Here is a 25460-nt window from a genome sequence, read left to right as displayed (position 1 = left end):
ACGAAAAATCTGAGCTCTTTTCGCGCGAATAACAGTGGTTTAGAGTAGGCAACTTCTACTGTTGAGGAATAACTCATGAACAACCAGTTTGCCGTCATCGGCCTTGGCCTGTTTGGCAGCGCCCTCTGTGAAGAGCTGCAGCGGCAGGATGCCGAAGTGCTGGCCATCGACATCGACGAGAGCAAGACCCGGCAAATTGCCACCCTCTGCAACCATGTTGTCGTGGCGGATGCCACCGACGAGGCCACCGTGGCCGAACTGGGACTGGCCAATTTCGATATCGTCTTTGTCGCCATCGGTGACAACCTGGAGACCAGTATCCTCACCACGCTCGTCCTGAAGGAAGCGGGGGTGAAGAAGGTGTGGGTCAAGGCGCGTGACAAGTTTCACGCCAAGATCCTGCAGAAGGTCGGTGCCGACAAGGTGATCAACCCGGAGTGGGACATGGGGCGCCGGGTCGCCCAGAGCATGCTGGATAACCGGCTGTTCGACTATCTGGAGCTGGGTCACGACATGGTGCTGACCGAGTTCGTTATCGGTCTGCCGCAAAATGGCAAGGCGCTCGCAGATCTCCACCTGCTGCAACAGAGCGATTTCCAGTTGCTCGCCATCAAGCGCGGTGAGGTGCTGCACAACGTGCTGACCGGCAAGATGGAGCTGCAACTGGGAGACATCCTCATTCTGGCGGGCAACAAACACGCCATCGACCACTGGCTGGAAACACTATGACCCTTGGGCGTCGCCACTTCGCCTTTGCCCTCCCGAGAGAGGACGACTCCCGCTGGAGCGAGGCCAAACAGATCCTCGGCAGTTTTTTGCTCATCCTGCTGATTGGCGCCGTTTTTCTGGTGCAGCCCTCCAGCCACAATGGTGAAGTCACCTTTATCAACGCCCTGTTCACCGCTACCTCCGCCATCTGCGTGACCGGTCTGGGGGTGGTGGATACCGGCACCGCGTTCACCCTGCAGGGCCAAATTATCCTGATCATGCTGATGGAGATCGGCGGTCTGGGCCAGATGACCATGACCCTGCTGCTGATCGCTATCTTCAGCAGACGGGTCGGCTTGCGCCAGCAAGTGCTGGCCAAGGAGGCACTGGGGCAGGAGGGCTCGGTCAACATCATCCAGCTGGTCAAACGTATCGTGCTGTTCGCCTTCATTGCCCAGTTAATCGGCACCGGACTGATGGCTATCCGTTGGGTACCCGAGATGGGCTGGGGCCGCGGCCTTTACGTCAGCTTCTTCCACGCAGTCTCGGCCTTCAACAACGCCGGTTTTTCACTGTTTGCCAACAACCTGATCAGCTACCAAAATGACCCTCTCATCTGCCTGACCATCGCGGGCCTGTTGATCCTGGGGGGGATCGGCTTTACCGTCATCGTCGATCTGGTGCGCAAACGCAGCTGGCGCAAACTGAAACTGCACAGCAAGCTGATGCTCCTGACGACGCCCGCCCTGCTGCTGCTGGGGACGGTGATCTTCTGGCTGCTGGAGCACAACAACCCGGGCACGTTTGGCAACGCCGGGATTGGCAGCCAGCTGCTGGCGGCCTTCTTCCAGTCAGCCAGCGCCCGTACTGCCGGTTTCAACTCCATCGACATCGGCCAGATGGTGCCCGCCTCCCTGCTCTTCATGATGATGCTGATGTTTATCGGTGCCGGGGCAACCTCCACCGGTGGCGGTATCAAGGTCACTACCTTTGCGGTGGTGCTGCTGGCGACCAAGGCGTTTTTGACCAAGCGCCCTCACGTCACCGCCTTTGGCCGCACCCTGTCGCCCCAGATCGTCACCCGTTCGCTGGCCATCATCATCGTCAGTACCATGGTGCTGATGCTCTTCATGTTCCTGCTGATGATCACCGATGCCCTGCCGTTCGACAAAATAATGTTCGAAACCATCTCGGCATTTGCCACCGTCGGCCTCTCCACCGGTATCACCCCCAGCCTGAGCAGCCCGGGCAAGTTCATTCTGGTGCTGGTGATGATCTGCGGCCGTCTCGGCCCGCTCACCCTGGCCTTTATGCTGGCTCGCCCGAGCGAGACCCGCATCAAGTATCCGGAAGAGAGCGTCTACACCGGCTAACGGCCACCGCGCCAACAAACCGAGCGAGCAACCAACAGCAAGAGAGGGGCCATTGGCCCCTCTCTCTTTTCCGGTTTTCCACCTGCGACACCGCAGCGAGCTTATGCCGCCTTGCTTTTAGCTGGCCGCTTGCCCGCCCCTTTGCGAACCGCCGCCCCTGCGCCACCAGCGGCAGGACTCTTGCGCTTGGTAAAGCGCCGCTTGCTGGCACCCGGCGCCTCCTTCGGCAGAGCGCTGAAGCTGGCGCCAGAGTCCTGCCGCGCCCCCTCGATCAGGCCGTGTAGCTGCTCGGTGAGCGGCCCCATAAACTGCTGGTAGCTGCCGTGACGCTCGGCGATCTGGCCGAGGCTCTGCTCCCACAGCGCCGTCATATCAGGCGTAGTGGCGGTGGCAGGCAGCGCCTGCACCAGCGCCCGCCCGGTCGGGGTTGCCTTGATGCTCTTGCCCTGACGCACCAGAAAGCGGCGCTTGAACAGCAGGTCGATAATACCGGCCCGGGTCGCCTCGGTACCGAGGCCATCGGTGTCGCGCAGGGTTTTGCGGATCTCGGGATCCTGCACATAGCGAGCGATACCGGTCATGGCTGCCAGCAGGGTGGCATCGGTAAATGACTTGGGCGGCTGGGTCATCTTCTCCTGCAGTTCGCCCCGCTCGCAGAGCAGCTGCTCCCCCTCTTTCAGGGCAGGCAGGGTACCCGCCTTCTCTTCGTCGTCATCCTCTTCCACCCCGAGCAGCGCCTTCCAGCCCGCCTTGAGAATACGGCGCGCCTTGGCCTGAAACAGACCACCGGCGATGCGCAGCAGCACCTTGCTGTCGTTGTATTCGAACGGGGGATAGAACTGCAGCAGGTACTGGCGGGCAATCAGGCCATAAAGCTTCGCCTCGTCGGCTCCCAGCGTAGCGGGGTTGCCCTGCTTCTCGGTGGGGATGATGGCGTGGTGGGCATCCACCTTGCTGTCGTTCCACGCCTTGCTGCGGATCTTGCCGTCCGCCTCGGCGACCGCCTTGGCCAGCGTGGGCGCCGTGGCGGCGATGGCGCTGCGCACCTGTTCGGCCCGCTTGAAGTGATCGGTCGGCAGATAGCGACTGTCGGATCGCGGATAGGTGATGAGTTTGTGGCGCTCGTAAAGGCTCTGGCAAATGTCGAGCACCCGCTTGGCATCCATGCCGAACCGCTTGGCGGCATCGATCTGCAGGCTGGAGAGGTTATAGGGCAGCGGCGCCGCCTGTTTGCGGGCCTGCTCCTCCACCGATTCGACCTGAGCGGGCTGGCCGTTGATCCGGCTCACCACCTTGTCAGCCAGCGCCCGGTTGAGCACCCGCCCCTCTTCGTCCTGCCACGGCAGACAAGCTTCGGACGGCAGCCACTTGGCGGTGAAGCGCTCGTTGCTCTCGGTCAACAGATGGGCCAGCACCTCGTAGAAGGGTTTGGGCACGAAGGCCTCGATCTCGAGATCCCGCCGCACCACCAGCCCCAGCAGCGGGGTCTGCACCCGACCGACCGAAAGCAGCTCGCTGCAACCCGCCTTGCGCCCGAGCAGGGTGTAGGCGCGGGTCATGTTGATGCCGTAGAGCCAGTCGGCCCGGCTGCGGGCCAGCGCCGAGACCGCCAACGGCACGAACTCCTTGTTGTCCCTCAGCTTGTCGAGGGCGCGGCGCACCGCGGGCGGGTTGAGATCGCTGATGAGACAACGCTGCACCGGCTTGGTTTTCGGGTAGCCGAGAAAATCGATCACCTCGTCCACCAGCAATTGCCCTTCCCTGTCCGGGTCACCGGCGTTGACCACGCAGTCGGCCTGCTTGATCAGCCGCTTGATGACGGTGAGCTGGGTTTTGGTCTTGGGTTTGGCCACCAGCTGCCACTGGGCAGGGATGATGGGGAGGTGCTCCATCCGCCACTGCTTGAAGGCGGCGTCATAGGCATCGGGCTCGGCCTGCTCCAGCAGATGGCCGATGCACCAGGTGACCACATCCCCCTGGGCGGTTTCGATAAAACCGTCGCCCTTCTTGTGGGGCTTGGGCAGGGCATCGGCAATGGCGCGGCCCAGCGTGGGCTTCTCGGCGATAAAGAGTCGCATCGGTGGCTACCTGCAATACTGTATATGCAGACAGTATACAACTGCCGCCGCGAAAGCCCAACAGCCCCTATTCGTCGAACGGGTTGTCGTGAATGGCGGCAAACAGCCGCGCCTGATTGAGCACCGGGGCATAGTGAAACGCGTTGTCGCCATCCTCCGCCAGCAGGTAGTCGGTCAACTGCTCGCGCACAGCCTCTTGCAGGCTCTCCAGCTTCCATGGTTTGGCAAGGTAGTAGTGCAGTCCGCCGCGATTGACCGCCTCGACGGTCGCCTCCAGCCCCGCCTGCCCGGTCAGCAGCAGCTTGCGACTGGCCCGGGTCGCGGCACGCCGGTTCAGCTCGATCAGAAAATCGACCCCCAATGTCCCCGGCATGATGTGGTCACAGAGGATCAGCGCCAGCTTGCCCCCCTCGCTCTCCCACTCATGCACCACCGAGCGCGCCTCATCAACGCTCTCGGCCGCCTCCAGCTCGAAGTGGGAACGGAACGGGGCGAGATCATGGATCACCGCATCCAGCACCTCCCGCTCATCGTCGACACACAGGATCAGATAGTGTTTGTTCATTGCTCCTCCTTGGCGGCATGACTCGGCACGCCGGCCGATTGATGCTGATGGCGGCTCAGGCCGCATGCTCCTTATTGTGATGGGGTTCGCCCCCGTAACTGGCCTGCCCCATGCCATCCAGCGGCAGACAGACCCGCATCCGGGTGTAGCGCCCCGGCTCGGAGGCCACCTCGATCCGGCCGTTGTGCTGCTGCACTATTTGTAGCGAGACGCCAAGGCCAATCCCGAGGCCGAAGTGCCCCTCCCGCTTGGTAGTGAAGTTGAGATCGAAGATCCGCTGCCACAGCTCGGGCTCGATACCGCAGCCACTGTCCTCCACCTCCACCATCACCCACTCGGGATCCAGCAGGGCGGTGCGAATGGTGAGCCGCCCCGGGCCGCTCATGGCATCCAGACTGTTGGCGATCAGATTGGTCCACACCTGTTGCAGGGCGACGGGGTGGCAGCGTACCAGCGGCAGCGGCTGGTACTCCTTGCAGAGCTCATGGTGCTTGAGGCGGTTCTCGAAAATCATCAGGGTATCTTCCAGCCCCTCGTGCAGGTCCACCAGCGAGGGTTCGGCCCGATCCTGCCGCGCATACTGCTTGAGGCTCTTGACCAGATCGCCGATGCGGCGGGCGCACACCTCGATATTGCGCAGGAAGCTGCCGGTCTGCTGGAACAGCTCCAGCCGGGAGAGCAGAGCCTCCCGCTCGGCAGTGGTGCGACCGGCAAACCAGCGCTGCCAGTTCAGCTCGTCATCCAGATTCATCTGCACCGCCAGCCGCGCCTGCTGGCGATCGCCAAAGCGCCCCTCCGCCTGCCGGGTCTTGTCACGGATCTCGCTGGTCGAGACCGGCTGGGCGGTCAGCGCCTGACAGAGGGTCTGATTACCCAGCCCCTTAATGGCGGGTGGCAGCTCGAGATTGACCAGATCGGGGATGGCAGCGCGCAGGGTCTCGCTGCCACGGATAATGGCCGCCACCGGATTGTTCAGCTCGTGGGCGACCCCCGCCACCAGCTGCCCCAGCATCGCCATCTTCTCGCTCTCCACCAGTTGGGCGTGAGCGGCATCGAGGGAGTTGAGGGTCTGCTGCAACCGCATCTCGGTACGGATGCTGTTTTGCAGGCGGCGGTTGAAGTGGCGCAGCAGCAGGTTGGTAAAGGAGGGGAGCAGCTCGCTGCGCGCCTCCATGACCCGGGAGAACTGCTGCTTGTCGAGCTTGATCACCTCGGCGCCGGTCAGGGTCACCCCGGTGGTAAAGGCGGGCTCGCCGGTCACGAAGGACATGCCCCCCACCAGCGCACCGGTGCGGTAGTGCACTACCTCCTGATCGATCCCCTGCTCGTCCCGCTTGCGCAGCACCACCTCCCCCTTGGCGATAAACCAGAGGAAGCTGTTGGGCTCTCCCTCGCGGGTCAGCACATGACCCGGACTGTAGTGGCGGCAGACCCGCGCCTCGTCGTTGCCTTCGAAAAACTGGTAGAGGCCGTCAATCACCACCCGCGACAACTCCTCATCGCTGCAACGGGTGTAATCCATAAAGCCTTGCCGATAGGCGGCCAGCTGGCGATCGACGTGAGCCCGCAGCAGCCGCTGGTTATCGAGCACGGTCGCATAGCTCAGCAGATCCGCCTCGGGGTGACGCAGCACAAACTGGCTTGCCTGCTCGATGACGGCGCGGCGCAGGCTGCCATCGCGCCAGGGGCGCTGCAGGTAGTAGTCGAGGCGACCGAGGTTGAGCGCTTCGATGATCGACTTCATCTCCGGCTGGCTGCCCAGCAGGATCTTGCGGCACGCCTCGTGACGACTGCCGAGGCGGATCAACAGGTCAGCGCCACGGCCATCCCCCAGATCGCTGTCGCACACCACCACGGCCGGGGGTTGCCCCTTGCGATCCAACTCATCGAGGGCCAGCGCCGCCGACTCCTGACCGACCACCACCACCAGCGCAAAATGGCCGAGCAGCGGGGCCAGCTCCTGTTCAAATTCCGTCAGCAGTTGCACATCGGCAGCGACACACAGCAGGGAGAAAGGGCTCATCAGCAACACTCCGTAGAGGCTTACTGCTCACTATATCAACGAACCAGGAGGGGTTTTGCGAGGGGGCTAACAGCGGCAAAAGAAAGTAAAAGAATCATTAAATCGATAAATTTCAGAACTAAATTCGTCAAATTGGTCAATAACAAAACATTAATCACAATGTGACGCACATCTTAAAATTCAAATCATGATTGAGGTCAACGCCCCCTGCACCCCCGATAACTACCATGTGACTACTACTATGTTGGTATTCATCGACCACAGGACACAGCCCCCATGATTGGAAAACTGATAAGAAAACCCTGGTTCTGGCTCCTGCTGCTGGGCGCCATGCTGGGTATCGCCGCCCTCGGCGTCACCGTGACCGTGCTGCACAAGACCAGCTCCACCGAATTCTGCGTCTCCTGCCACTCCATGCAGACCCCGCTGGCCGAGTATCAGGGCAGCGTCCACTTCCAGAACACCAAGGGGATCCGCGCCGAGTGTGCCGACTGCCACATCCCGGGTGACCCGACTTCCTATCTGTGGACCAAGATCCGCGCCGTGAAGGATATCTATCACGAGGCGATCGGCACCCTGGATACCCCGGAAAAGTATGAAGCCCACAAGCTGCGGATGGCCCAGAACGTGTGGGACGAGCTGAAAGCCAACGACTCCGCCACCTGCCGCAGCTGCCACAGCTACGCAGCCATGGATATTCTGGCCCAGCGCCCCAATGCCCGTGCCGAGCACCCCATCGCCATCAAGGATGGCCAGACTTGCATCGACTGCCACCGCGGCGTCGCCCACATCATGCCCGACATGAGCGGTCTGGCTGCTGCCGGTGCCAGCGAACTGGCGCAGGCTGCCGCCCAGACCCCGGCCAGCGTCACCACCCGCTACGCCATTGCCACCACCCCGCTCTATCTGGATGCCAGCGCCAAGACCGACGAAGGCACCCTGATGCCCTCCACTCAGGTTGAAATGATGGGCAAGGAGAATGGCCGCGCCCGGGTGCGCATCGACGGCTGGCAGCAGGATGGCGTGAGCGAAGTGTTCTACGCCGCCCCCGGCAAACGGATCCTCAGCGTGCTGGTCGGCGATGCCGCCAAGAAAGCGCTGGTCACCGGCAAGAGCGAAACCGACAGTGCCACCAACCTCACCTGGCATCAGGTCAGCCTGACCGCCTGGGTAGACGAGAGCCAGCTCATCGGCGATCAGGGCAAGCTGTGGCAATACGCCTCCACCCTGATGTCCAACAACTGTACCGGCTGCCACGGCCTCACCGCGCTGGATCACTTCAATGCCAACCAGTGGATCGGCGTCATCAAGGGGATGGAATCTCGTACCTCCCTGACCCCGGAACAGGCTCGCATGCTGACCCAGTATGTCCAGAAACATGCCAGTGACATGAGCGCGGCCCACTAAGGCTGGCACAGAGGAAAACCGTTATGACTTTTTTCAACGACAAGAAGACCAATCTGTCCCGCCGCAACCTGCTCAAGGGGCTCGGCGCCTGCGCAGCCCTACCCCTGCTCGGCGGCATTTTTCCCAAGAGTGCGCTGGCGCAAGCCATCAGCACCGCATTGAGCCAGTTCCCGACCCTGGTGCCCGCCCAGAAGGGCATTCTGACCGGCGCCCACTGGGGTGCGTTTGAAGCAGTCGTCGAGGATGGCCGCATGGTGCGCGTCCAGCCGGTGGCCGATGATCCGGCGCCGAACGATCTCATCGACATGGCACCGTTCCAGGTACACGCCAAGAACCGCATCAAGTACCCCATGGTACGCAAGAGCTGGCTGGAACACGGCCCGGGCGCCAAGCCGGAGCTGCGCGGCGCCGATGAGTGGGTGCGAGTAAGCTGGGAGAAAGCCATTGAACTGGTGGCCGGCGAGATCCAGCGCGTCCAGTCTGATTTCGGCCCGCAGGCGATCCACGCCGGTTCCTACGGCTGGAAGAGCGTCGGCATGTTCCACAACAGCCGCACCCTGCTGCACCGCCTGATGAACCTCTCCGGCGGTTTCACCGGTTATGCCGGTGACTACTCCACCGGCGCGGCTCAGGTGATCATGTCCCACGTGATGGGCTCCATCGAGGTGTACGAGCAGCAGACCGCTTGGCCCAACGTGGTGGAGAACGCCGAACTGGTGGTGCTGTGGGGGGTCAACGCTCAGGTGACCCTGAAAAACAGCTGGAACATACCGGACCATGAAGGTCAGGCTGGCTTCAAGGCACTGAAAGAGAAAGGCACCCGCGTCATCAGCATCGATCCAATCTACAACGAGACCGCCAAGCTGGTCGGCGCCGAGTGGATTGCCCCGAACGCCTACACCGACGTGGCCATGATGCTGGGTGTGGCCCACACCCTCTACAGCGAGAAGAAGCACGATCAGGCCTTCCTCGATCGCTACACCGTCGGCTTCGACAAGTTCCTCGCCTATCTGCTCGGCAAGGATGATGGTCAGCCGAAGAGCGCCGAGTGGGCGAGCACTGTCTGCGGCGTCGATGCCAAGGTAATTCGCCAGCTGGCCCTCGACATGGCCGCCAAGCGCACCATGATCATGGCCGGTTGGGGCATGCAGCGTCAGCAGCACGGCGAACAGCCGAACTGGATGCTGGTCACACTGGCTTCCATGCTGGGCCAGATCGGTCTGCCGGGCGGCGGCTACGGCTTCAGCTACCACTACTCCTCCGGTGGCAGCCCCACCGCCAAGGGCGGCATTCTGGCCGGTATCTCCGCCGGCAATGCACCGAAGAACAGCCCGGCACCGATCCCGGTGGCCCGCATCGCCGACTGTCTCGCCAACCCCGGCAAGACCATCGACTTCAACGGCCGCAAGGTGACCTATCCGGACATCAAGCTGGTCTACGTGGCGGGCGGCAACCCCTTCCACCACCATCAGGACACCAACAACCTGCTGCAGGCGTGGCGCAAGCCGCAGACCGTGATCGTTCACGAGCCCTACTGGACCGCCACCGCCAAGCACGCCGATATCGTGCTGCCGGTCACCACCAGCTACGAGCGCAACGATCTGGAGATGGGCGGCGACTACTCCCAGCGCTATGTGTTCCCGATGCACCAGTGCGTGCCGCCCCAGCACGAGTCCCGCAACGACTTCGACATCTTCAGCGCCATCGCCGCCAAGCTGGGCGTGCAGGAGCAGTACACCGAAGGCAAGGACGAGATGCTGTGGCTCAAGCAGATGTACGACGGCATGGCGGCACAGGCCCGCGGTGCCCGCGTGGCGCTGCCGCCGTTCAACATGTTCTGGGAGTCCAACAACTACATCAGTTTCCCGATCCCAGAGGCCAACCGCCAGTGGATCCGTCACGCCGATTTTCGCGAGAACCCGCTGCTCAACCCGCTCGGTACCCCGTCCGGCAAGATCGAGATCTTCTCCAACACGGTGGCAGGGATGGGTTATGCCGACTGTGCCGGCCATCCCAAGTGGTATGAGCCCAAGGAGTGGGTGAAGAGCGAGGTGGCGACGCGCTATCCGCTGTCGCTCAACACCTCCCACCCGACCCAGCGGCTGCACTCCCAGCTCGACAACACCCCGCTGCGGGACAAGTTCGCCATCGCCGACCGCGAGGCGATCATGATCCATCCCGCCGACGCCAAGGCCCGTGGCATCGCTCAGGGGGATCTGGTGCGCGCCTTCAACGAGCGCGGCCAGATTTTGGTGGGTGCCCTGCTCTCCGAAGATGTGCGCCAGGGGGTGGTGCGGATCTGCGAAGGAGCATGGTATGACCCGGCCAAACCGGGCGAAGCGGGCAGCATCTGCAAGAACGGCAACGTCAACTGCCTCACCTTCGACGAAGGCTCGTCCAGTCTGGCGCAGGGCAACTGTGGCCACATGGCCCAGCTGCAGATCGAGAAGTACACAGGCCCGCTGCTGGCCAACACCGCCCACGCGGTACCGGCCAACGGCTAAGGCGGTTGCCACCCAATAAAAACGGCGCCATCAAGGCGCCGTTTCTTTATCTCCGGGAACGGGTATCCGGACAAGGACGCTGCGGGTCGGGATCCGCCTAGCCCTTTTCCGTGACATCCTGCCACCCGGATCGGCGGAGCCCTTCGCGGGGCCTGCGATCACCACCGAAGGCCCGCTCAGGGGCCAATCCTGCCGGCATAAATAGAATTTATGGATTTTCGGAACATGACCTGATTTTTACTTATACCAAACCCAACGCGGCCCATGACTGCCTCTCTTCCCTCTAACCTGCCCTCAGACACCATCCCCCGATCACCACACCTCTTGCTGACCGCCATAACGGATCGCCGCAACGACCCGATGCCAATGACGACCCGATGCCAATAGAAACGGCGCCCGAAGGCGCCGTCTATTGTCACTGCGAGGAGCGGGCAGAGCGTCAGAAATCACCCTCCTCCATATACTCCTGCGCGCACTCCACCAGCTGGGGCCAGAGCTCTTCCGGCACCCAGGCATCCGGGTCATCTTCGTCGCCATCGTACTGGCTCCAGAAGTAGCGGCGCAGGCCGGAGGCAAACTCGTCGCTGATCTCGGCCAGCTCCGAGAGCGGACCCAGCCAGGCGATGCGACGCAGGCCGGAGGCGAGATCGTTGATGGCATCCATCAGGGTGCGATCGTCGAAGCTCTGCTCCACCAGCAGGGTGAAGCGCTCCCGCGCCTGTTCGGTCTGATCTTCCTCCAGCTCGCCCACATCGGCCAGCAGGTCGACAAAATCTTCCAGAAGGAACGCGATCAGGCCATCCCTGTCTTCAAACCACTGGATCTGGGCGCCCTTGACCCCCAGCACAGAGGCATCAAACGAATCGTCAAGGTGACACAGTGCCCACGGATCGTCGGTCATGGTTCTCTTCCTCAGGCTAAAACAAATGCCATATGTTATGCCTAGCTCTCGACTCTTGCCACCTTGGGCAACGAGAGGGAGGCGGCCAGACCGCCCAGTTCGGCGCGGCCCATAATGAAACTGCCCCGATAGGCTTCCGCCAGATCGGAGACGATGTTGAGACCCAGCCCGGAGCCCGGCACCTTCTCGTCGAGCCGCACCCCGCGCAGCACCGCCTTGGCGATCTGATCCTCGCTCATGCCGGGGCCGTCATCCTCGATGCGCAGGGTGATCCAGCCCCCCAGCTCGGCGCTGGAGATGCGCAGCTCGCTGGCAGACCACTTGAAGGCGTTCTCCAGCAGGTTGCCCACCATCTCGTCAAAGTCCTGCTCCTCCACCCCGACCGCCAGATTGGCGGGCACCTGCAGATCCACCGTCTTGCCCGGATAGAGGCGGGAGAAGGCGCGGCAGATGTACTCCACCCGCGCCCGCACCGGGGTCGAAACCCCGAGGATCTTGGCGGCACCGGTCACCCGCGCCTTGCCAAGGTGATAGTCGATATGGCGCTGGATCTGGTCGAGCTGCTCGCCGATGGCGGCCTGATCCTCCGGCGGCAACTGAGCCACCTGATTGCGCATGATGCTGAGCGGCGTCTTGAGGGCGTGGGCCAGGTTGCCGGTGTGGGAACGCGCCCGCTGCAGCAGCTCGCCGTAGTGGTGCAGCAGCCGGTTGATATCCTCCACCAGCGGCTGAATCTCCAGCGGATAGCGCAGCCGGAACCCCTCCTGATGACCCTCATGGACCCGACCCAGTTCGCGGCGCAGCAGGTGCAGCGGCCGCAAGCCGTAGACGATCTGGAACATGAAGCCGAGCACCAGACCGGCAGCGGCAAAGCCGAGACCGAGGAACAGGCTGATCCGGGTCTTGTTGAGGGTCTGGGTCAGGGCACTGCTGTCCTTGGCCATCACCAGGGTAAACACCCGATCCGAACCGGGCAGCAGCACGGTGCGGGTCATGATCAGCAGCGGCTCCTTGTTGGGCCCCTTGCCGACGAAGAGGTCGGGATCGCCAAACGCCGACTTGAGCCCGTCGCTCTTCAGGTTGGTATCCCACAGGGAGCGGGAGCGCCCCACCACATCGTGGCCCAGCTCCAGCTGCCAGTAGTAGCCGGAGTAAGGCTGGCTGAAACGGGGATCAGACATCGGCTCGACCACCACCGGCAGGCCGGTTTTCGCCACCTCCAGCCGGGAGAGCAGATCATAGAGCTGCAGGCGCAGGCCATCGGCCTCCGCCTCCTGCCAGTAGTTGCGCATCATGGTCTGCAGGCTGAAACCGGTGGCGAACAGAAACAGTCCGCACCACACCAGCGCGATGGCGACCAGTCGCCCCCGCAGGGTTCTGACCAGCCTCATTCGTTGATCCGGTACCCGAGGCCGCGCACTGTCTCAATCAGATCGGGGTTGGTTTTCTTGCGGATCCGGCCGATGAACACCTCGACGGTGTTGGAGTCGCGATCGAAATCCTGAGCATAGATGTGGTCGATCAGCTCGCTGCGCGACACCACCTTGCCCCTGTGCTGCATCAGGTAACCCAGCACCCGGAACTCGTGGGCGGTCAGCTTGATGGGGGTCCCTTCGTACCACACCTGCGACGCCGCCATGTCGAGCCGCACCCCGCCAATCTCCAGAATGGAGCTGGCGTTGCCTGCCGCCCGGCGCACCAGCGCATGGACCCGCGCCACCAGCTCGGCCACCTGGAACGGCTTGGTGAGGTAGTCATCGGCACCGGCGTTGAGTCCCTCGATCTTCTCGTGCAGCTGGCCACGGGCGGTCAGCACCAGCACCGGGGTATCGATCCCCTTGCTGCGCCACTCCTTCAGCACGCTCAGGCCATCGCGTCCCGGCAGGCCGAGGTCGAGAATGATGGCGTCGTAGGGTTCGGTCTCGCCGAGGAAACCGGCCTCGTTGCCGTCGTGGCAGAGGTCGGTGACAAAGCCGGAGAGGCGCAGCTGTTCAGCCAGCTGGCCGGCCAGAATTTTTTCGTCTTCAACAATCAGAATTCGCATGAACAGGCTTCCACACAGGGGTTATTCATCATCCTCGACCGGGGGCTTTGGCGATTCGAACAGCCGCTCCAGATGGTGGCCCTTGGCCCACACCAGCTCAAGGTTGTCGGCCCGATAGGCCACCTTGATCACGCTGTTCTCCCGATCGATGACTCGCAGTTCATAGAGCCAGATACCATCCTCTTCCCCCAGATCCACCCGCAACACCCGCACCGGCAATCTGGCCGCCACCTCCATCATTTCATGGAAGGGCCGAACCCGTCCCTCATGGACAGCTTGCTGCAGCTGGGCTTCATCAGGCGTGATCGCCTGTGCCAGCACCGGCAGCAATAACCCGAGTAGAGGGAGCGCTCTATTCATGGATGATTCATCTCCAAAAACCTAACATAATGGCGTTTATAGTCTGCCAGCCATGAATCCGGAATGAATATGATCCCGCGCAGTTTCCTGCTGATCCTTTGTCTGTTGAGTGCCACAAGCTGGGCGGCCCAGAACCGTCTCGACATGGGCGGGCTGGTCAAACTCCTGCTGGCGCAAGGGTATCACGACATTCGGGAAGTGGAGCTGGAAGGGGACAAATTCGAGGTCAAAACCCTCAATCGCCAGGATCAGAAGGTGCATCTCATCGTCGATGCCTACACTGGCGAGATCAAACAACAAGAGGCCGATTAGGCCTCTTTTGCATTTGCATTCCAGCGTCCCCGCCAGGGGCGCAGCAGCTTCTCCCGCCTCGGCCAGAGCAGGGCACAGGCCAGCAGCAGGTAGATGAGGGGCTCCCCCCAGCCGCTCTTGAGCGACCACCAGTAGTGCACCGGCACCAGCAAGGCGATGGCATAGACCCAGTTGTGCAGCTTCTGCCATGCAGCGCCCATTCTGCGCTGCAATGCGGGCAGCGAGGTGATGCTGAGGGCGGCCAGCAGCAGCAGTGCCACCATCCCCACCACGATATAGCTGCGCTTGACCAGCTCCCCGCCAATCAGCCCCCAGTCAAACTGCAGATCCAGCCCCAGCCACGCCATGAAGTGGAGCAGCGCCCAAGCAAAACACCAGAGCCCGAGGGGGCGGCGCAGCTTGATGAGCTGCCCCTGCCGCCAGCGCTTGGCCAGCGGCGACACCAGCAGGGTGAGCAGCAGCAGATTGAGCGCCCCCTTGCCGAGGTAGTGGATAAGCTCGGGCACCGGATCGCCCCCCAGCAGGCCCGCCGGAATGGCAAACCCCAGCCAGAGCAGAAAGCCGAGGGCGCCCAGATGCACCAGCACCCGCAAGCCACTGATATGGGCCGGTTTCAATCTCAGTACCATTGGCGCAGATCCATCCCCTGATAGAGCGAGGCGACCTCATCGCCATAGCCGTTGAACATCAGGGTCGGCTGACGCTTGGCGCCAAACACTCCACCCTCGCCGATAAAGCGCTCGCTGGCCTGACTCCAGCGCGGGTGATCCACCTCTGGGTTGACGTTGGCGTAGAAGCCATATTCGTTGGGGGCCAGCAGGTTCCAGGTGGTGGGCGGCATCTCCTCCACCAGCCGGATCGAGACGATGCTCTTGATGCTCTTGAAGCCATATTTCCACGGCACCACCAGCCGGATCGGCGCGCCATTCTGGGCGGGCAGGGTCTTGCCATAGAGCCCCATCGCAAGGAAAGAGAGCGGGTGCATCGCCTCGTCGATACGCAGCCCCTCCACGTAGGGATACTCGATACCGCCCCCCAGACTGGAGGCCTGTCCCGGCAGCTGTTTCGGATCAAACAGGGTCTCGAAGGCGACAAACTTGGCGCGACTGGTGGGCTCGGCGCGGCGGATGATCTCTGCCAGCGAGATGCCGTTCCAGGGCAGCACCATGGACCAGGCTTCCACGCAGCGCAGCCGGTAGATCCGCTCCTCCAGCTCGCTCTTGTTGATCAGATCCCACACATCGAGGGTAAAGGGCTTGGCCACCTCCCCTTCCACCTTGAGGGTCCAGGGTTCGGTTTTGAGGTAGTGGCCGTTGCGAGCCGGGTCGGACTTGTCGGTGCCCAGCTCATAGAAGTTGTTGTAACTGGTCGCCTTCTCTTCCGGTGTCAGCACCAGATTGGCCGGGCGCTCCGCAGGCTTGCTGTTGAGCGGCTTGGTCACGGGCTTGGCAGCACTCTGGTCGCCACGCAGCAGATCGAGCACACCGGCCTGAGTGGGGAAGGCCAGGGTGGCAGCGCCCAGACCCAGCCCCTTGAGAATGAGGCGGCGATCCTGATAGACGGCTTCCGGGGTAACATCCTGTTCGGTGAGGGGGTGAGCGGTACGACGCTTGATCAACATGAAAAACTCCCGGGGCTGAGTGAGGCAGTATGGATAAGACCCGCCCCGGCAGATTTTTATTTCACACAAATTTACATCATGTGGTGCAGGGGCAGTGCCTTGGCCATGGTGCCGACCAGAAACAGGACTACGAACACCAGCAGGGGAACGATCACATTGGGCGCCATCAGACTCACTCCATGAGCAGGACAGGGCCTCTAACTATGGTCGACGGTCTGGTCGGTCACCAATGAATTTTTTTCGCGAGCGCAAGCGTATTCCCGAGTTGAAAAGGGTGATGAGGATCACACACAATTCGCCCCCCGCTTGCCGCCCCGATTGCCGGGGGTAGGCTGCCCCTTTTTGCGAAACCAACTGAAGAGTCGCCCCATGAGCCCACTGATCGCCATCGCCATCACCACTGGAATTCTCTCCGCCATCTGGGGCTGGCTGGCCGTCGCGTTCGGCCTTATCTCCTGGATCGGCTTCCTCGGCAGCACCTGCTATTTCGCCTCCAGCGGCGGCTACAAGGCACTGCTGCAAACCATCTTCTGCAACGTCAGCGGCATGTTGTGGGCACTGTTGCTGATCCATGGCGGCAGCCTGTGGGGCGCCGGGGTGGTGGGCTACATAATGATGGGGATAGTGGCAACTCTGATGTGCGTGCAAGCCAAGCAGCGGTGGCTCGGCTACATTCCCGGCACCTTTGCCGGTTGCTGTGCCACCTTCGGGGCAGCTGGCGAGTGGCGGCTGATCCTGCCCTCCCTCATCATCGGTGCCGTGTTCGGCTTTCTGATGAAGGAGAGCGGCCTCTGGCTCTCCCGGAAGACCCACAAAGACGATGCAGCTACGGCGATCGATCCCGCCTGAGTTACCCCTTTGATTTGAAGTTTGCCGCCTCGATACCGTGCCGATTCAATAGCTTGTAGAAATCGGTACGGTTCCTCCCCGCCATGTTGGCCGCCAGGGTCACGTTGCCCTCGGTGGTGCGCAGCAAGCGGATCAGATACTCCTTCTCGAACTCGGCGCGCGCCTCGTTGAACGAGGGGATGCCGCCGCCACCGCCGCTCAGGGCGGACTCCACCATGGATACCCCGATCACCGGACTGCAGCAGAGGCTGGCGAGCTGCTCAACCACGTTGCAGAGCTGGCGCACGTTGCCCGGCCAGGCGGCCGCTGCCAGCATCGCCAGCGACTCCGGCGAGAAGCCCATGGCGGCGCAGTCGCTGTGACGGCTGCGGTAGTCATCGAGCGCCTGCCGGGCCAGCAGGGGGATATCCTCGCTGCGGGCACTGAGGGATGGCAAAGTGATGTTGGCAACGTTGAGACGGTAGAAGAGATCTTCCCGAAAGCGCCCCTCCTCCATCGCCTTGACCAGATCCTGATGGCTGGAGCTGAGCACCCGCACCTCTGGCGTGCCCTGACCATACTCCTCCATCACTTGCAGCAATTTGGCCTGCAAGGATTCGGAGAGGCTGCCGATCTCGTCGAGAAACAGGGTCGCCCCCTTGGCCTGCTCGAACAGCCCGGATTGGCCATCTTCGCCAAACAGCTGCAGATCGAGGGAGGCCCAGGGAATGGCGGCGCAGTTGATGGTGTGGATCGGCTTGTCACACCGCTGGCTGGCCTGATGCAGCGCCTGCGCCATCGCCCCCTTGCCGGAACCTGACGGTCCCATGATCAGCACCGGCACCTCCATGGTGGCGATGCTGTGGGCCTGAATAAGCAGCTGTTCCAGCTGGGGATTGCGGGTCAGGATCAGCGACTGCCACTCCTGCTGCTGTTTCGGCCGCGTCAGGCTCAGGGCGTGTTCGATGGTGGCGAACAGCTCATCCTTGTTGATGGGTTTGGTCAGAAAGCTGAAGACCCCGGAGCGGGTCGCCTGAATGGCATCGGGGATGGTGCCGTGGGCGGTCATGATGATCACCGGCAGGCCCAGCCACTGGGCCTGGATCCGCTCGAACAGCGCCAGGCCGTCCATACCGGCCATCCGCAGATCGCTCAGCACCAGATCGGCCCGCTGCTGACGCAGCCGGTCGAGGGCCCCTTCCGCACTGTCGGCGGTATCCACTTCATAACCCTGACTGCGCAGCCGCATGCTCATCAGTTTGAGCAGGCTGGCATCGTCATCCACCAGCAGGATCCGGCTCATGGTACTACCTCACGATGCTCGTTCAGTTTGCGCTGATTCAGCTGTTCATCGATGGCAGAGAGCTGTTCGATCTGGCGGCGCAGCCGCTGGATCTCCTGACTCTGGTCATCGCGCCGGCTGTCGCGAGCCAGCAGCTGTTCGCCGAGGGCGATCCAACTGCGCAAAAAGGCCTGCGCATCGAGACCCAGTTCGGGCAGCATCTTCTTCAGGCGCGCCAGACCGGCGGTACGATTGGCCACCGACTCAGCAGGGTGGGAATCCACCATCGCCAGACTGACACGGCTCTCCAGATCGTCGGCCCCTTTCAGCCGCTGACGCTCCTGCACCCGTTGCTGGGGGTGACTGGCCAGCAACCAGTCGGAGTATTGCAGACGCACCTGCATCTCCTTGTTGGCAAACTCCATCCGCTTGGCAAAAGCGATATCGGAGGACTCCCGCTGCGCCTGTTGCGGCAGCAAGGAGCAACCCGCGAGCAGCCCTGCCATCAGAGCTGGAAATACGCGTTGTATCTTCATAGTCCTCATTTCAACGTCAACCTGAAGCAGACATCCGCCTGTTCATCCTGTACCAGAACCAGTTCCCCTCCCAGGCTGTTGGCAGACTCGCGGGCGATGGAGAGGCCCATGCCAGAGCCTTTCAAGAGACCTTGCCGCACTGTGCTGCCCTGCTCGAAGGGTTCAAAAATTCGTTGCTGATCGGCCGCGGGGATCTCTGGCCCCTCGTTGGCCACTTCCAGCCAGCTCTCCTGTTCATCCTGCCTGGCCCGGATCCAGATATTGCCTCCGCGGGCACCATAACTGACGGCGTTGGAGAAGAGGTTATCGAGGATCAATCTCAACCGATAAGACTCCGCCCACAGGGTCACTGACTCGACCGGCAAGTGTACACGGATCTGCTTGGACTCCAATGCCAGCCGGTATTCGGCAACCAGCTGGGCGAGTATGGGGTTGAGCTGAACCGGCTCCAGCTCGAAGGCCTCCTGCTGGCTGAGACGGTTGAAGTCGAGCAGCCGCTCGATCAGGGTCTGCAGCCGGCGGCTGTTTTCATCAAGCATCTGGCAAATCTCCAGCTGATCCGGGGTGAGCGGGCCAACCAGCTGCTCGCAGAGCAGATCCGACCCCTCTCGCAGTACCGCCAGCGGGGTCTTCAGCTCGTGGGAAACATGGCGCAGGAACTGGTATTTCTGCAGCTCCAGCTCCTTGAGTTTGTCGTGCAGCCAGAGGATCCGCTCCCCCAGCACCACCAGCTCGGCGGGGCCATCGACCGGGTGAGGATCGGGCTCGACCCCGGCGCCCAGGCTCAAGATGCGCGACTCAATCTGTCGTACCGGGTGGATGATGAGGTAGGTGAAGATAAAGACCATCAGCAGGCTGAGGGCCGCCACGGCGCCGCTCACCCACCAGAGCTCTTTGGTCAGTCCGGCGATGGTGAGCCGAACCCGATCCATGTGTTCGTCAACCCGGCTGCGAGTGATCACTTCCAACTGCGCGTTAGCATTATTGAACTGTTCAAGCTTGTCACCCGCCACTGCCGCCCGGGCCAGCGCGGCATCCTGCAGGCTGGAGAGCCAGGCAAGCCCCTGATCAAGCCCGCTGTAGAGCTGGCCGTCGGAGATAGAGTTGCGGTGCTCTGCCAACAAGGTCCGATAACCATCGAGTTGCAGCTGATAGCTGGTGAGGCTGCGGCGATCCCCCAGCACCGCGAAGCGGCGCAAGGTGCGTTCAATATCGATGGCTTGTGCCGTCAGCAGGGTGGCACGGCGGGTATCCTTGACCGCCCGTTCCATCTCGTCGCTGGTGAGCTGGCTGAGGTGGGCAAGGGCTGTGCTGTTGTGCCAGATCATGCCGCCCAGCGGCATCAATACCAGCATGAATCCCATCAATACCACCTGCAGCAGGGAGCGTGGGCGAACCTTGGTCATCATCTCGTCTCTTGCATTCTCACCGGTGCGCCAGCATAGCCGCACCGCCCCAAAAAACAAAACCGGCCAACGGGCCGGTTTGGATTATCTGGATTGTGGTGATTCACGCCAACGCGACAGAGGCCAGACAGATGGTCAGGATCATCGCCAACGCTCCCGAGGCGGTCAACAGCGCCCATTTCAGCTCCACACTCATGCAAACCTCCTTTCTGCCAATCAGTGCCGGATCACAATAGATAATAGAATGTTAAGCCATAGTTAATCCGATAACCGTGAGCTGCGTATACATTTCAGATGAGCCCAACCAAAGGACGGTAAGCATGTTCTATCTGTGTAGCATTGGTTCCAATCTCGAGCCCGAGCTCCATGTCAGCAAAGCACTGGATGAGCTGCTTGCGCACTTCGGCTCCCTGCAGCTGAGTTCGGTGATCCGCACCAAGCCGGTGGGAATGCACTCCAGCCACGACTTTCTCAACTGCCTGCTGGTGATGGAGAGCCGGCTCGATGCCGCCCACCTCAAGCAGCGCTTTGTCGCCCTCGAAGTGGCTCACGGCCGGGATCGCAGCGATCCACTCTGCAAGGTGCACGACCGGCCGCTCGACATCGATATTCTGGCCAACAGCACAGACGGTGACTTTGCCACGACCGAGGTCGATTCCTATCTGGCGGAGCTACTGGCCGAGCTGTACGGCCATGGTGAAGTGCACGACCCCAAAGTAGCGCTGCAGCTGGAATTGCCCGTCGGATCAGGCAAAACCGTGATTGTGCAACAGATCGGGCTGGCGCCAACCACTCTGGATGCCAGCTCACAGCTCAGCCAGAGCGCGCCCGCCATCCACCTTGATGCTGGCCCCTGTCATATAACTGTTCCCCATCAGTAGCTGCACCGCCTGCCAGATAGGCTCAAGCCCCCCCTCCCGCGCCAGCGGTGTTTTCGCCAACACCTGCTGGCGCCAGCTCTCATCATGTTCATCGAGAAACAGGATCGGCCCCGGCTCTATGGTGTTGACCCGCACCGTGGGCGCCAGCTCGCGGGCAAAGCTCATGGCCAGCGAATGGGCTCCCGCCTTGGTCGCTACATAGCTTGCAAAACGGGGGGCCGGAGCATGGATATAGATATCGGTGATGTGAATGATGCTGGCGTTGGGATTGCTGGCCAGCTGTGGCGCCAGCGCCCGGTTAAGCTGGAAGGGGGCCGCCATATGCACCCGGTAGAACTGCTCGAACTGGGCCAGTTGCGCCACTGGATCTGCCGCCTGCGGCTCGAAAGCCGAGGCGTTGTGGATCACCAGTTCCAGATCTTGATGGACTGCCAGCACGGCGATCAGCTTGCCAACGTCCTCTTCCCGGCCAAAATCCGCCTGCACCAGCTCGACCCCCAGCGCCGCCAGCATGGCCAGCTCCGGCCGCTCGCTGCGATAGCTGCCCGTCACCTGCCAGCCCGCAGCCACCAGCTGTTCACAGAGATAAAATCCGAGTCGACGGCCGCAGCCCGTTACCAATGCACGCATACGATCTCCTTTCCCTTTCATGGTCTTGCATGAACGAAGCCCGCCTGCCCGCGGATCACCGCCGATGGCCGGTGCCTATCAATCCCTGCGGCACAAGCCATTGGTCGCGGGCCACCCACCCGCGTCATAGTGGTGGCATTCCCCTCTTGCAGAGTGACCACCATGCTGAAAGTTCACCACCACATGGGTCGCCTGACCCACTCTCTCACTGCCGGACTCGGCCTGGCCGAGGCACTGGATCGCCTGCATCAATCCGGCCTTGGCGGCCTGCCGGTGCTGGATGAGCAGAAACGGCTGATCGGCTTTCTCTCGGAGCAGGATTGCATCCCCAGCCTGCTCACCGGCAGCTACCACTGCGACACCCGCACCCGGGTGGAAGATCTGATGAACCGCACGCCCCTCTCGGTCGGGCCGGATGAGAGCATTCTGGAGCTGGCCCGCCAGATGGCCGACGCCAAGCCCAAGATCTACCCGGTGCTGCAACAGGGCAAGGTGATCGGCATCATCAGCCGCCGTCAGGTGATGCAGGTCCTCAACCAGCAGATGAAGGTGTGCCAGCAGACCTAAATCTGGTAACGCCCCTTGTCACCGATATCAAAGTGCAGGGGCATCCGCCATTTTGCCAGCGCCAGCAAGGTCAACAGGGCCCCGCAGACCAGCGCCACCAGCGCGGCGGCCCACTCCACCCGCAACCACTCCAGCAGCCACAACAGCGGCAGCAGTATGGGCACCAGCCTGATACCGGGAATGGCGAAGCAAAACTGCTCCTTGAACGCCAGCCCGGAGAGGGTCGCCAGCGCAGCCCCCAGTACCAGCGCATCCGGCGCCCCCACCGCAGCCAGCGCCAGCGCCCCCCAACCAAATCCCTGCAGGATCAGGCGTATCCGCTTGTCGTAGATATGTAGCGAGAAGCCGTAGATAGCGCTTGCCACTGCCAGCAACATCAACCATTGTGCCGACGGGAGCAGTGTCATCCCGCTCAGCAACGCCGCGCCGCGGCAAAGCAGCAGCAGGGCGGCCGCACTCAAGCCAAGGCGGTAGAGCGAGACGGTCAACTTGTCTATCCCGTCCAGCGGGCTCTCGATTTCTGGGTTTGCCATAAACAGTCGCTTCTCACGGATCAGTTGCTACCCAATATACTGGAATCAGGTCCTGGAATATCTTCAAACGGGCTCAGGAGACGTAGTTTGCGTGTGATCCCCCTGTTTTGGTTGCTGTTTCCACTCGGGTTGCCCGCCAAAGAGCTGGTGATCTGCGGCACTGTGGAGCCCCCGCTCAAGTTTCTCGATGCCGATCAGAAACCCCGCGGACTCGATATCGAGATCATCACCACCATCTTCGACAAGCTGGCGACGCCCTTTCGGATCGAACTGGCCGATTCCGCCGCCCGTCTCACCCGCAATGCCGAAACCGGCGCCTGCGATGTGGTGATGACCCACTCCTACAAGGCGGAGCGGGAGCGCTATCTCATCTACCCCCTACAGGCCCATATCCGCCACAGCTGGCACTTCTTCGTGCGCAAGGCAGACCTGTTGAAGATCCGCTACGAGACGCTGGCCGATCTCAAACCCTGGCGCATCGGCGTGACCAAGGATTTCTCCTATACCCCTGAACTGGCAGCGGCCATGACCGACCCGACCTATCAGTTTCAGGAGGTCACAATGAACCAGCTGCAACTGCGCAAACTGCTGGCCGGACGGATCGATACCGTGCCCATGCCGCTGGTCACCGCCTTCACCCAGATCAAGGAGGAGGGACTGGAAGGCAAGCTCGACTACCTGCCCAAACCGCTCAAGAGCAGCCCCTACTTCAACACCTGGGCCCGCGCTAAAGCGGACAAGAACACCCCGGCCCAGATGGCCGCCTACGATGCCGAGCTGCTGCGCATGAAGCGCAACGGCAGCCTCAAGGCCCTCTACGACAAGTACGCCATCCCCTATATCGAACCCTGATCAACGGGTCAGGGCTTCACATCCCGCAGGATCGGGTTTTGCAGCGAGATCAGAGTTTCAGTGGACTGGATCTCGTCGATGGTCTGGATCTTGTTGATCAGCACTATCTGCAGCTCATCGATGGAGCGGGTCATCACCTTCATGAAGATGCTGTAGTGACCCGTGGTGTAGTAAGCCTCCACCACCTCGTCCAGCGCCTGCAACTTGGCCAGCGCCGAGGGGTAATCCTTGGCGCTCTTCAGATTGATCCCGATAAAGCAGCAGACGTCATAGCCCAGCTTCTTAGCGTTCACCTGCACCCGCGTCCCCTCGATGATCCCCGCCTGCTTCATCTTCTCCACCCGCACATGGATGGTGCCCGGGCTGACAGCCAGTTGTTTCGCCAGTTCGGCGTAAGGGATCCGCGCATTCTCCATCAGAGCGGTAAGGATGGCCTGATCGAGATTATCGATCCGGTAATTTTCCGGCATTTTTTTGCACTCCCGTTGACGATACCTCATTAAATAACGGCTTATTTTGAAGAAAAAAACACACAAAGCCTATTTCTATTATCGAATATTGAATTTAGTAGTCATTCCGTTGAAGAATCACCACATCCAACGGGGTTTGAAACAGGAATTCAGCATGAAACAGCACTACATTCGCAGCCAACAGCAGATCAGCTTTGTCAAAGAGATGTTCTCCCGCCAACTCGCCCAGCAACTGGGCCTGATGGAGGTGCAAGCCCCCATTCTGAGCCGGGTGGGTGATGGCACTCAGGACAACCTCTCTGGCCACGAGAATGCAGTGCAGGTCAAAGTGAAAACCCTGCCGGAGCACAGCTACGAAGTGGTGCATTCACTGGCCAAATGGAAGCGCCAGACCCTGGGTCGCTTCGGGTTCGGCCCGGGTGAAGGGATCTACACCCACATGAAGGCGCTGCGTCCGGACGAAGACAAGCTCACCCCCATCCACTCCGTCTACGTGGATCAGTGGGACTGGGAGAAAGTAATGCCGAGCGAGCGCCGCGATCTGGCCTATCTGCAGGAAACCGTGCGCGGCATCTGGGCCGCCATCAAGGCCACCGAGCGCGCGGTCTGCGCCGAGCATGAGCTGACTCCCTTCCTGCCGGCCGAGATCCAGTTCCTGCACAGCGAAGAGCTGCTGACCCGCTACCCGGACCTCGATGCCAAGGGGCGCGAACGCGCCATCGCCAAAGAGCTGGGAGCCGTGTTCCTGATCGGCATCGGTGGCGCCCTCTCCCACGGCGAGCGCCACGATGTGCGCGCCCCGGATTATGACGACTGGAGCAGCCACAGCGAGCTGGGTCTGGCGGGTCTGAACGGTGACATTCTGGTGTGGAACCCGGTGCTGCAAGACAGCTTCGAGATCTCCTCCATGGGGATCCGGGTCGACGCCGAGGCGCTGCGCCGCCAGCTGGCCATCACCGGCGACGAGGATCGCCTGCAGTACGACTGGCATCAGGATCTGCTGGCAGCGCGGATGCCGCAAACCATCGGCGGTGGCATCGGCCAATCCCGTCTGGCCATGCTGTTGCTGCAAAAAGAGCATATCGGGCAGGTTCAGGTTGGTGTCTGGCCCTCAGAGATGAAGGCTGCCGTACAAGGCATGCTGTAAAACCAGTCGAAGCAAAGAGCCTGATCACAAAAAGCATATCGACAAACAGGCACAGGTCGGTGTCTGGCCATCAGAGATGAAGGCTGCCGTACAGGGCATGCTGTAAACAAGATGATTTCATCGGTCTGACCCGCAAGCTGTGGCTAGCGGGTCAGCCCTGAAGGTGTGTGGCGGTGCGGACTGAACGAGCGCAGTCCGGACATGCTGTAAGCCGTGTGGCCATCCCTGATGGCCCGCGGCGAAACCGGGGCTTGCCCCTGCGACCCGCTCAACCCACGCAAGGTCGCGTCACTACATTCCTCCCGGCAATCTTCGGATTGCCGTTTTTTTTGCCCCCGAATCCCCGCCACCAGATATGACAACGCCAGCCCGAAGGCTGGCGTTGCAAACATCGATACGAGATCGGTTACTGGGTCATGGTGAGACCGTTGA

Annotated in this window: 26 protein-coding genes; 10 read left to right on the top strand and 16 right to left on the bottom strand. The window is 61.8% G+C overall.

The window, feature by feature from the left end; translation table 11 throughout:
* The first annotated feature begins 75 nt into the window (after positions 1–75).
* On the top strand, positions 76–729 hold the full coding sequence (locus LD28_RS0101720) for a potassium channel family protein (RefSeq protein WP_033135311.1): 654 nt from the start codon (positions 76–78) through the stop codon (positions 727–729).
* Positions 726–2081, top strand: a complete 1356-nt coding sequence (locus LD28_RS0101715) for a TrkH family potassium uptake protein (protein WP_033135310.1) — start codon at positions 726–728, stop codon at positions 2079–2081. The genes LD28_RS0101720 and LD28_RS0101715 overlap by 4 nt, the downstream gene beginning before the upstream one ends.
* A 101-nt stretch (positions 2082–2182) precedes the next feature.
* On the opposite strand, the gene LD28_RS0101710 is transcribed toward LD28_RS0101715, so the two are convergent.
* The 3 genes from LD28_RS0101710 to LD28_RS0101700 form a co-directional block, all read right to left on the bottom strand.
* Positions 2183–4159, bottom strand: a complete 1977-nt coding sequence (locus tag LD28_RS0101710; protein WP_033135309.1) for a DNA topoisomerase III — start codon at positions 4157–4159, stop codon at positions 2183–2185.
* 67 nt (positions 4160–4226) lie between these two features.
* Positions 4227–4724 carry a response regulator gene (locus LD28_RS0101705; RefSeq protein WP_033135308.1) on the bottom strand — a complete coding sequence of 166 codons (498 nt, stop codon included), beginning with the start codon at positions 4722–4724 and terminating at the stop codon, positions 4227–4229.
* A 55-nt stretch (positions 4725–4779) separates the two neighbouring features.
* Positions 4780–6747, bottom strand: a complete 1968-nt coding sequence (locus LD28_RS0101700) for an ATP-binding protein (protein WP_033135307.1) — start codon at positions 6745–6747, stop codon at positions 4780–4782.
* A 276-nt stretch (positions 6748–7023) separates the two neighbouring features.
* Between LD28_RS0101700 and LD28_RS0101695 the strand changes: the two genes are divergently transcribed.
* A complete protein-coding gene (locus LD28_RS0101695) occupies positions 7024–8154 on the top strand; it encodes a NapC/NirT family cytochrome c (RefSeq protein ID WP_033135306.1) in 1131 nt (376 codons plus the stop codon).
* Between the two features lie 23 nt (positions 8155–8177).
* Positions 8178–10658, top strand: a complete 2481-nt coding sequence (gene torA / locus LD28_RS0101690; RefSeq protein ID WP_033135305.1) for a trimethylamine-N-oxide reductase TorA — start codon at positions 8178–8180, stop codon at positions 10656–10658.
* 439 nt (positions 10659–11097) lie between these two features.
* Here the strand turns inward: torA and LD28_RS0101685 are convergent, their stop codons facing one another.
* Genes LD28_RS0101685 through LD28_RS0101670 form a run of 4 tightly spaced genes read right to left on the bottom strand, consistent with a single transcriptional unit; the run spans position 11098 to position 13963 of the window.
* On the bottom strand, positions 11098–11559 hold the full coding sequence (locus LD28_RS0101685) for a hypothetical protein (RefSeq protein ID WP_033135304.1): 462 nt from the start codon (positions 11557–11559) through the stop codon (positions 11098–11100).
* A 41-nt stretch (positions 11560–11600) separates the two neighbouring features.
* Positions 11601–12950: a sensor histidine kinase gene (locus LD28_RS0101680; protein ID WP_033135303.1), complete on the bottom strand. Its 1350-nt coding sequence runs from the start codon at positions 12948–12950 to the stop codon at positions 11601–11603.
* Positions 12947–13603, bottom strand: coding sequence for an AHA_4052 family stress response regulator transcription factor (locus tag LD28_RS0101675; protein WP_005339826.1), 657 nt, complete (start codon positions 13601–13603; stop codon positions 12947–12949). The genes LD28_RS0101680 and LD28_RS0101675 overlap by 4 nt, the downstream gene beginning before the upstream one ends.
* A 21-nt stretch (positions 13604–13624) precedes the next feature.
* Positions 13625–13963: a PepSY domain-containing protein gene (locus LD28_RS0101670; protein WP_033135302.1), complete on the bottom strand. Its 339-nt coding sequence runs from the start codon at positions 13961–13963 to the stop codon at positions 13625–13627.
* Between the two features lie 63 nt (positions 13964–14026).
* Here LD28_RS0101670 and LD28_RS0101665 point away from each other — a divergent pair, with 63 nt between their 5' ends.
* Complete coding sequence (locus LD28_RS0101665) at positions 14027–14275, top strand: PepSY domain-containing protein (protein WP_033135301.1); 249 nt, start codon at positions 14027–14029, stop codon at positions 14273–14275.
* On the opposite strand, the gene msrQ is transcribed toward LD28_RS0101665, so the two are convergent.
* A complete protein-coding gene (gene msrQ / locus LD28_RS0101660) occupies positions 14272–14904 on the bottom strand; it encodes a protein-methionine-sulfoxide reductase heme-binding subunit MsrQ (RefSeq protein WP_033135300.1) in 633 nt (210 codons plus the stop codon). The two genes, LD28_RS0101665 and msrQ, sit on opposite strands and share 4 nt — an antisense overlap.
* The gene (msrP, locus tag LD28_RS0101655; protein WP_033135299.1) at positions 14895–15896 is read right to left on the bottom strand and encodes a protein-methionine-sulfoxide reductase catalytic subunit MsrP; all 1002 of its coding nucleotides are present in this window, start codon (positions 15894–15896) and stop codon (positions 14895–14897) included. The genes msrQ and msrP overlap by 10 nt, the downstream gene beginning before the upstream one ends.
* A gap of 369 nt (positions 15897–16265) precedes the next feature.
* Here msrP and LD28_RS0101650 point away from each other — a divergent pair, with 369 nt between their 5' ends.
* Positions 16266–16745 (top strand): DUF1097 domain-containing protein, encoded by a 480-nt coding sequence (locus tag LD28_RS0101650; protein ID WP_033135298.1) that lies wholly within the window; start codon positions 16266–16268, stop codon positions 16743–16745.
* 1 nt (position 16746) lies between these two features.
* Here the strand turns inward: LD28_RS0101650 and LD28_RS0101645 are convergent, their stop codons facing one another.
* The 4 genes from LD28_RS0101645 to cydH form a co-directional block, all read right to left on the bottom strand.
* Positions 16747–18027 (bottom strand): sigma 54-interacting transcriptional regulator, encoded by a 1281-nt coding sequence (locus LD28_RS0101645; RefSeq protein ID WP_033135297.1) that lies wholly within the window; start codon positions 18025–18027, stop codon positions 16747–16749.
* A complete protein-coding gene (locus LD28_RS0101640) occupies positions 18024–18551 on the bottom strand; it encodes a hypothetical protein (protein WP_420911696.1) in 528 nt (175 codons plus the stop codon). The genes LD28_RS0101645 and LD28_RS0101640 overlap by 4 nt, the downstream gene beginning before the upstream one ends.
* Positions 18548–19948 carry a sensor histidine kinase gene (locus LD28_RS0101635; RefSeq protein ID WP_033135326.1) on the bottom strand — a complete coding sequence of 467 codons (1401 nt, stop codon included), beginning with the start codon at positions 19946–19948 and terminating at the stop codon, positions 18548–18550. The genes LD28_RS0101640 and LD28_RS0101635 overlap by 4 nt, the downstream gene beginning before the upstream one ends.
* A 103-nt stretch (positions 19949–20051) precedes the next feature.
* A complete protein-coding gene (cydH, locus tag LD28_RS22805; RefSeq protein WP_005341891.1) occupies positions 20052–20144 on the bottom strand; it encodes a cytochrome bd-I oxidase subunit CydH in 93 nt (30 codons plus the stop codon).
* 124 nt (positions 20145–20268) lie between these two features.
* On the opposite strand from cydH, the gene LD28_RS0101630 reads away from it, so the two are divergent.
* The gene (locus LD28_RS0101630) at positions 20269–20829 is read left to right on the top strand and encodes a 2-amino-4-hydroxy-6-hydroxymethyldihydropteridine diphosphokinase (protein WP_033135295.1); all 561 of its coding nucleotides are present in this window, start codon (positions 20269–20271) and stop codon (positions 20827–20829) included.
* Here LD28_RS0101630 and LD28_RS0101625 read toward each other — a convergent pair.
* A complete protein-coding gene (locus LD28_RS0101625; protein ID WP_033135294.1) occupies positions 20755–21459 on the bottom strand; it encodes an SDR family oxidoreductase in 705 nt (234 codons plus the stop codon). The genes LD28_RS0101630 and LD28_RS0101625 overlap by 75 nt on opposite strands.
* A 162-nt stretch (positions 21460–21621) precedes the next feature.
* Here LD28_RS0101625 and LD28_RS0101620 point away from each other — a divergent pair, with 162 nt between their 5' ends.
* Positions 21622–22026 (top strand): CBS domain-containing protein, encoded by a 405-nt coding sequence (locus tag LD28_RS0101620; RefSeq protein WP_033135293.1) that lies wholly within the window; start codon positions 21622–21624, stop codon positions 22024–22026.
* Here LD28_RS0101620 and LD28_RS0101615 read toward each other — a convergent pair.
* A complete protein-coding gene (locus tag LD28_RS0101615) occupies positions 22023–22559 on the bottom strand; it encodes a DUF2301 domain-containing membrane protein (protein WP_033135292.1) in 537 nt (178 codons plus the stop codon). The two genes, LD28_RS0101620 and LD28_RS0101615, sit on opposite strands and share 4 nt — an antisense overlap.
* An 87-nt stretch (positions 22560–22646) precedes the next feature.
* On the opposite strand from LD28_RS0101615, the gene LD28_RS0101610 reads away from it, so the two are divergent.
* Positions 22647–23411, top strand: coding sequence for a substrate-binding periplasmic protein (locus tag LD28_RS0101610; protein ID WP_033135291.1), 765 nt, complete (start codon positions 22647–22649; stop codon positions 23409–23411).
* A gap of 8 nt (positions 23412–23419) precedes the next feature.
* On the opposite strand, the gene asnC is transcribed toward LD28_RS0101610, so the two are convergent.
* A complete protein-coding gene (asnC, locus tag LD28_RS0101605; RefSeq protein ID WP_033135290.1) occupies positions 23420–23881 on the bottom strand; it encodes a transcriptional regulator AsnC in 462 nt (153 codons plus the stop codon).
* Positions 23882–24035: 154 nt separating this feature from the next.
* Here asnC and asnA point away from each other — a divergent pair, with 154 nt between their 5' ends.
* Positions 24036–25028, top strand: a complete 993-nt coding sequence (gene asnA / locus LD28_RS0101600) for an aspartate--ammonia ligase (RefSeq protein ID WP_033135289.1) — start codon at positions 24036–24038, stop codon at positions 25026–25028.
* Positions 25029–25460 lie beyond the last annotated feature (432 nt).

Source organism: Aeromonas finlandensis (assembly GCF_000764645.1).
Lineage (GTDB): Bacteria > Pseudomonadota > Gammaproteobacteria > Enterobacterales > Aeromonadaceae > Aeromonas > Aeromonas finlandensis.
Note: the sequence above shows the minus strand (reverse complement) of the source record. Positions and strands in the feature narration are given on the sequence as shown.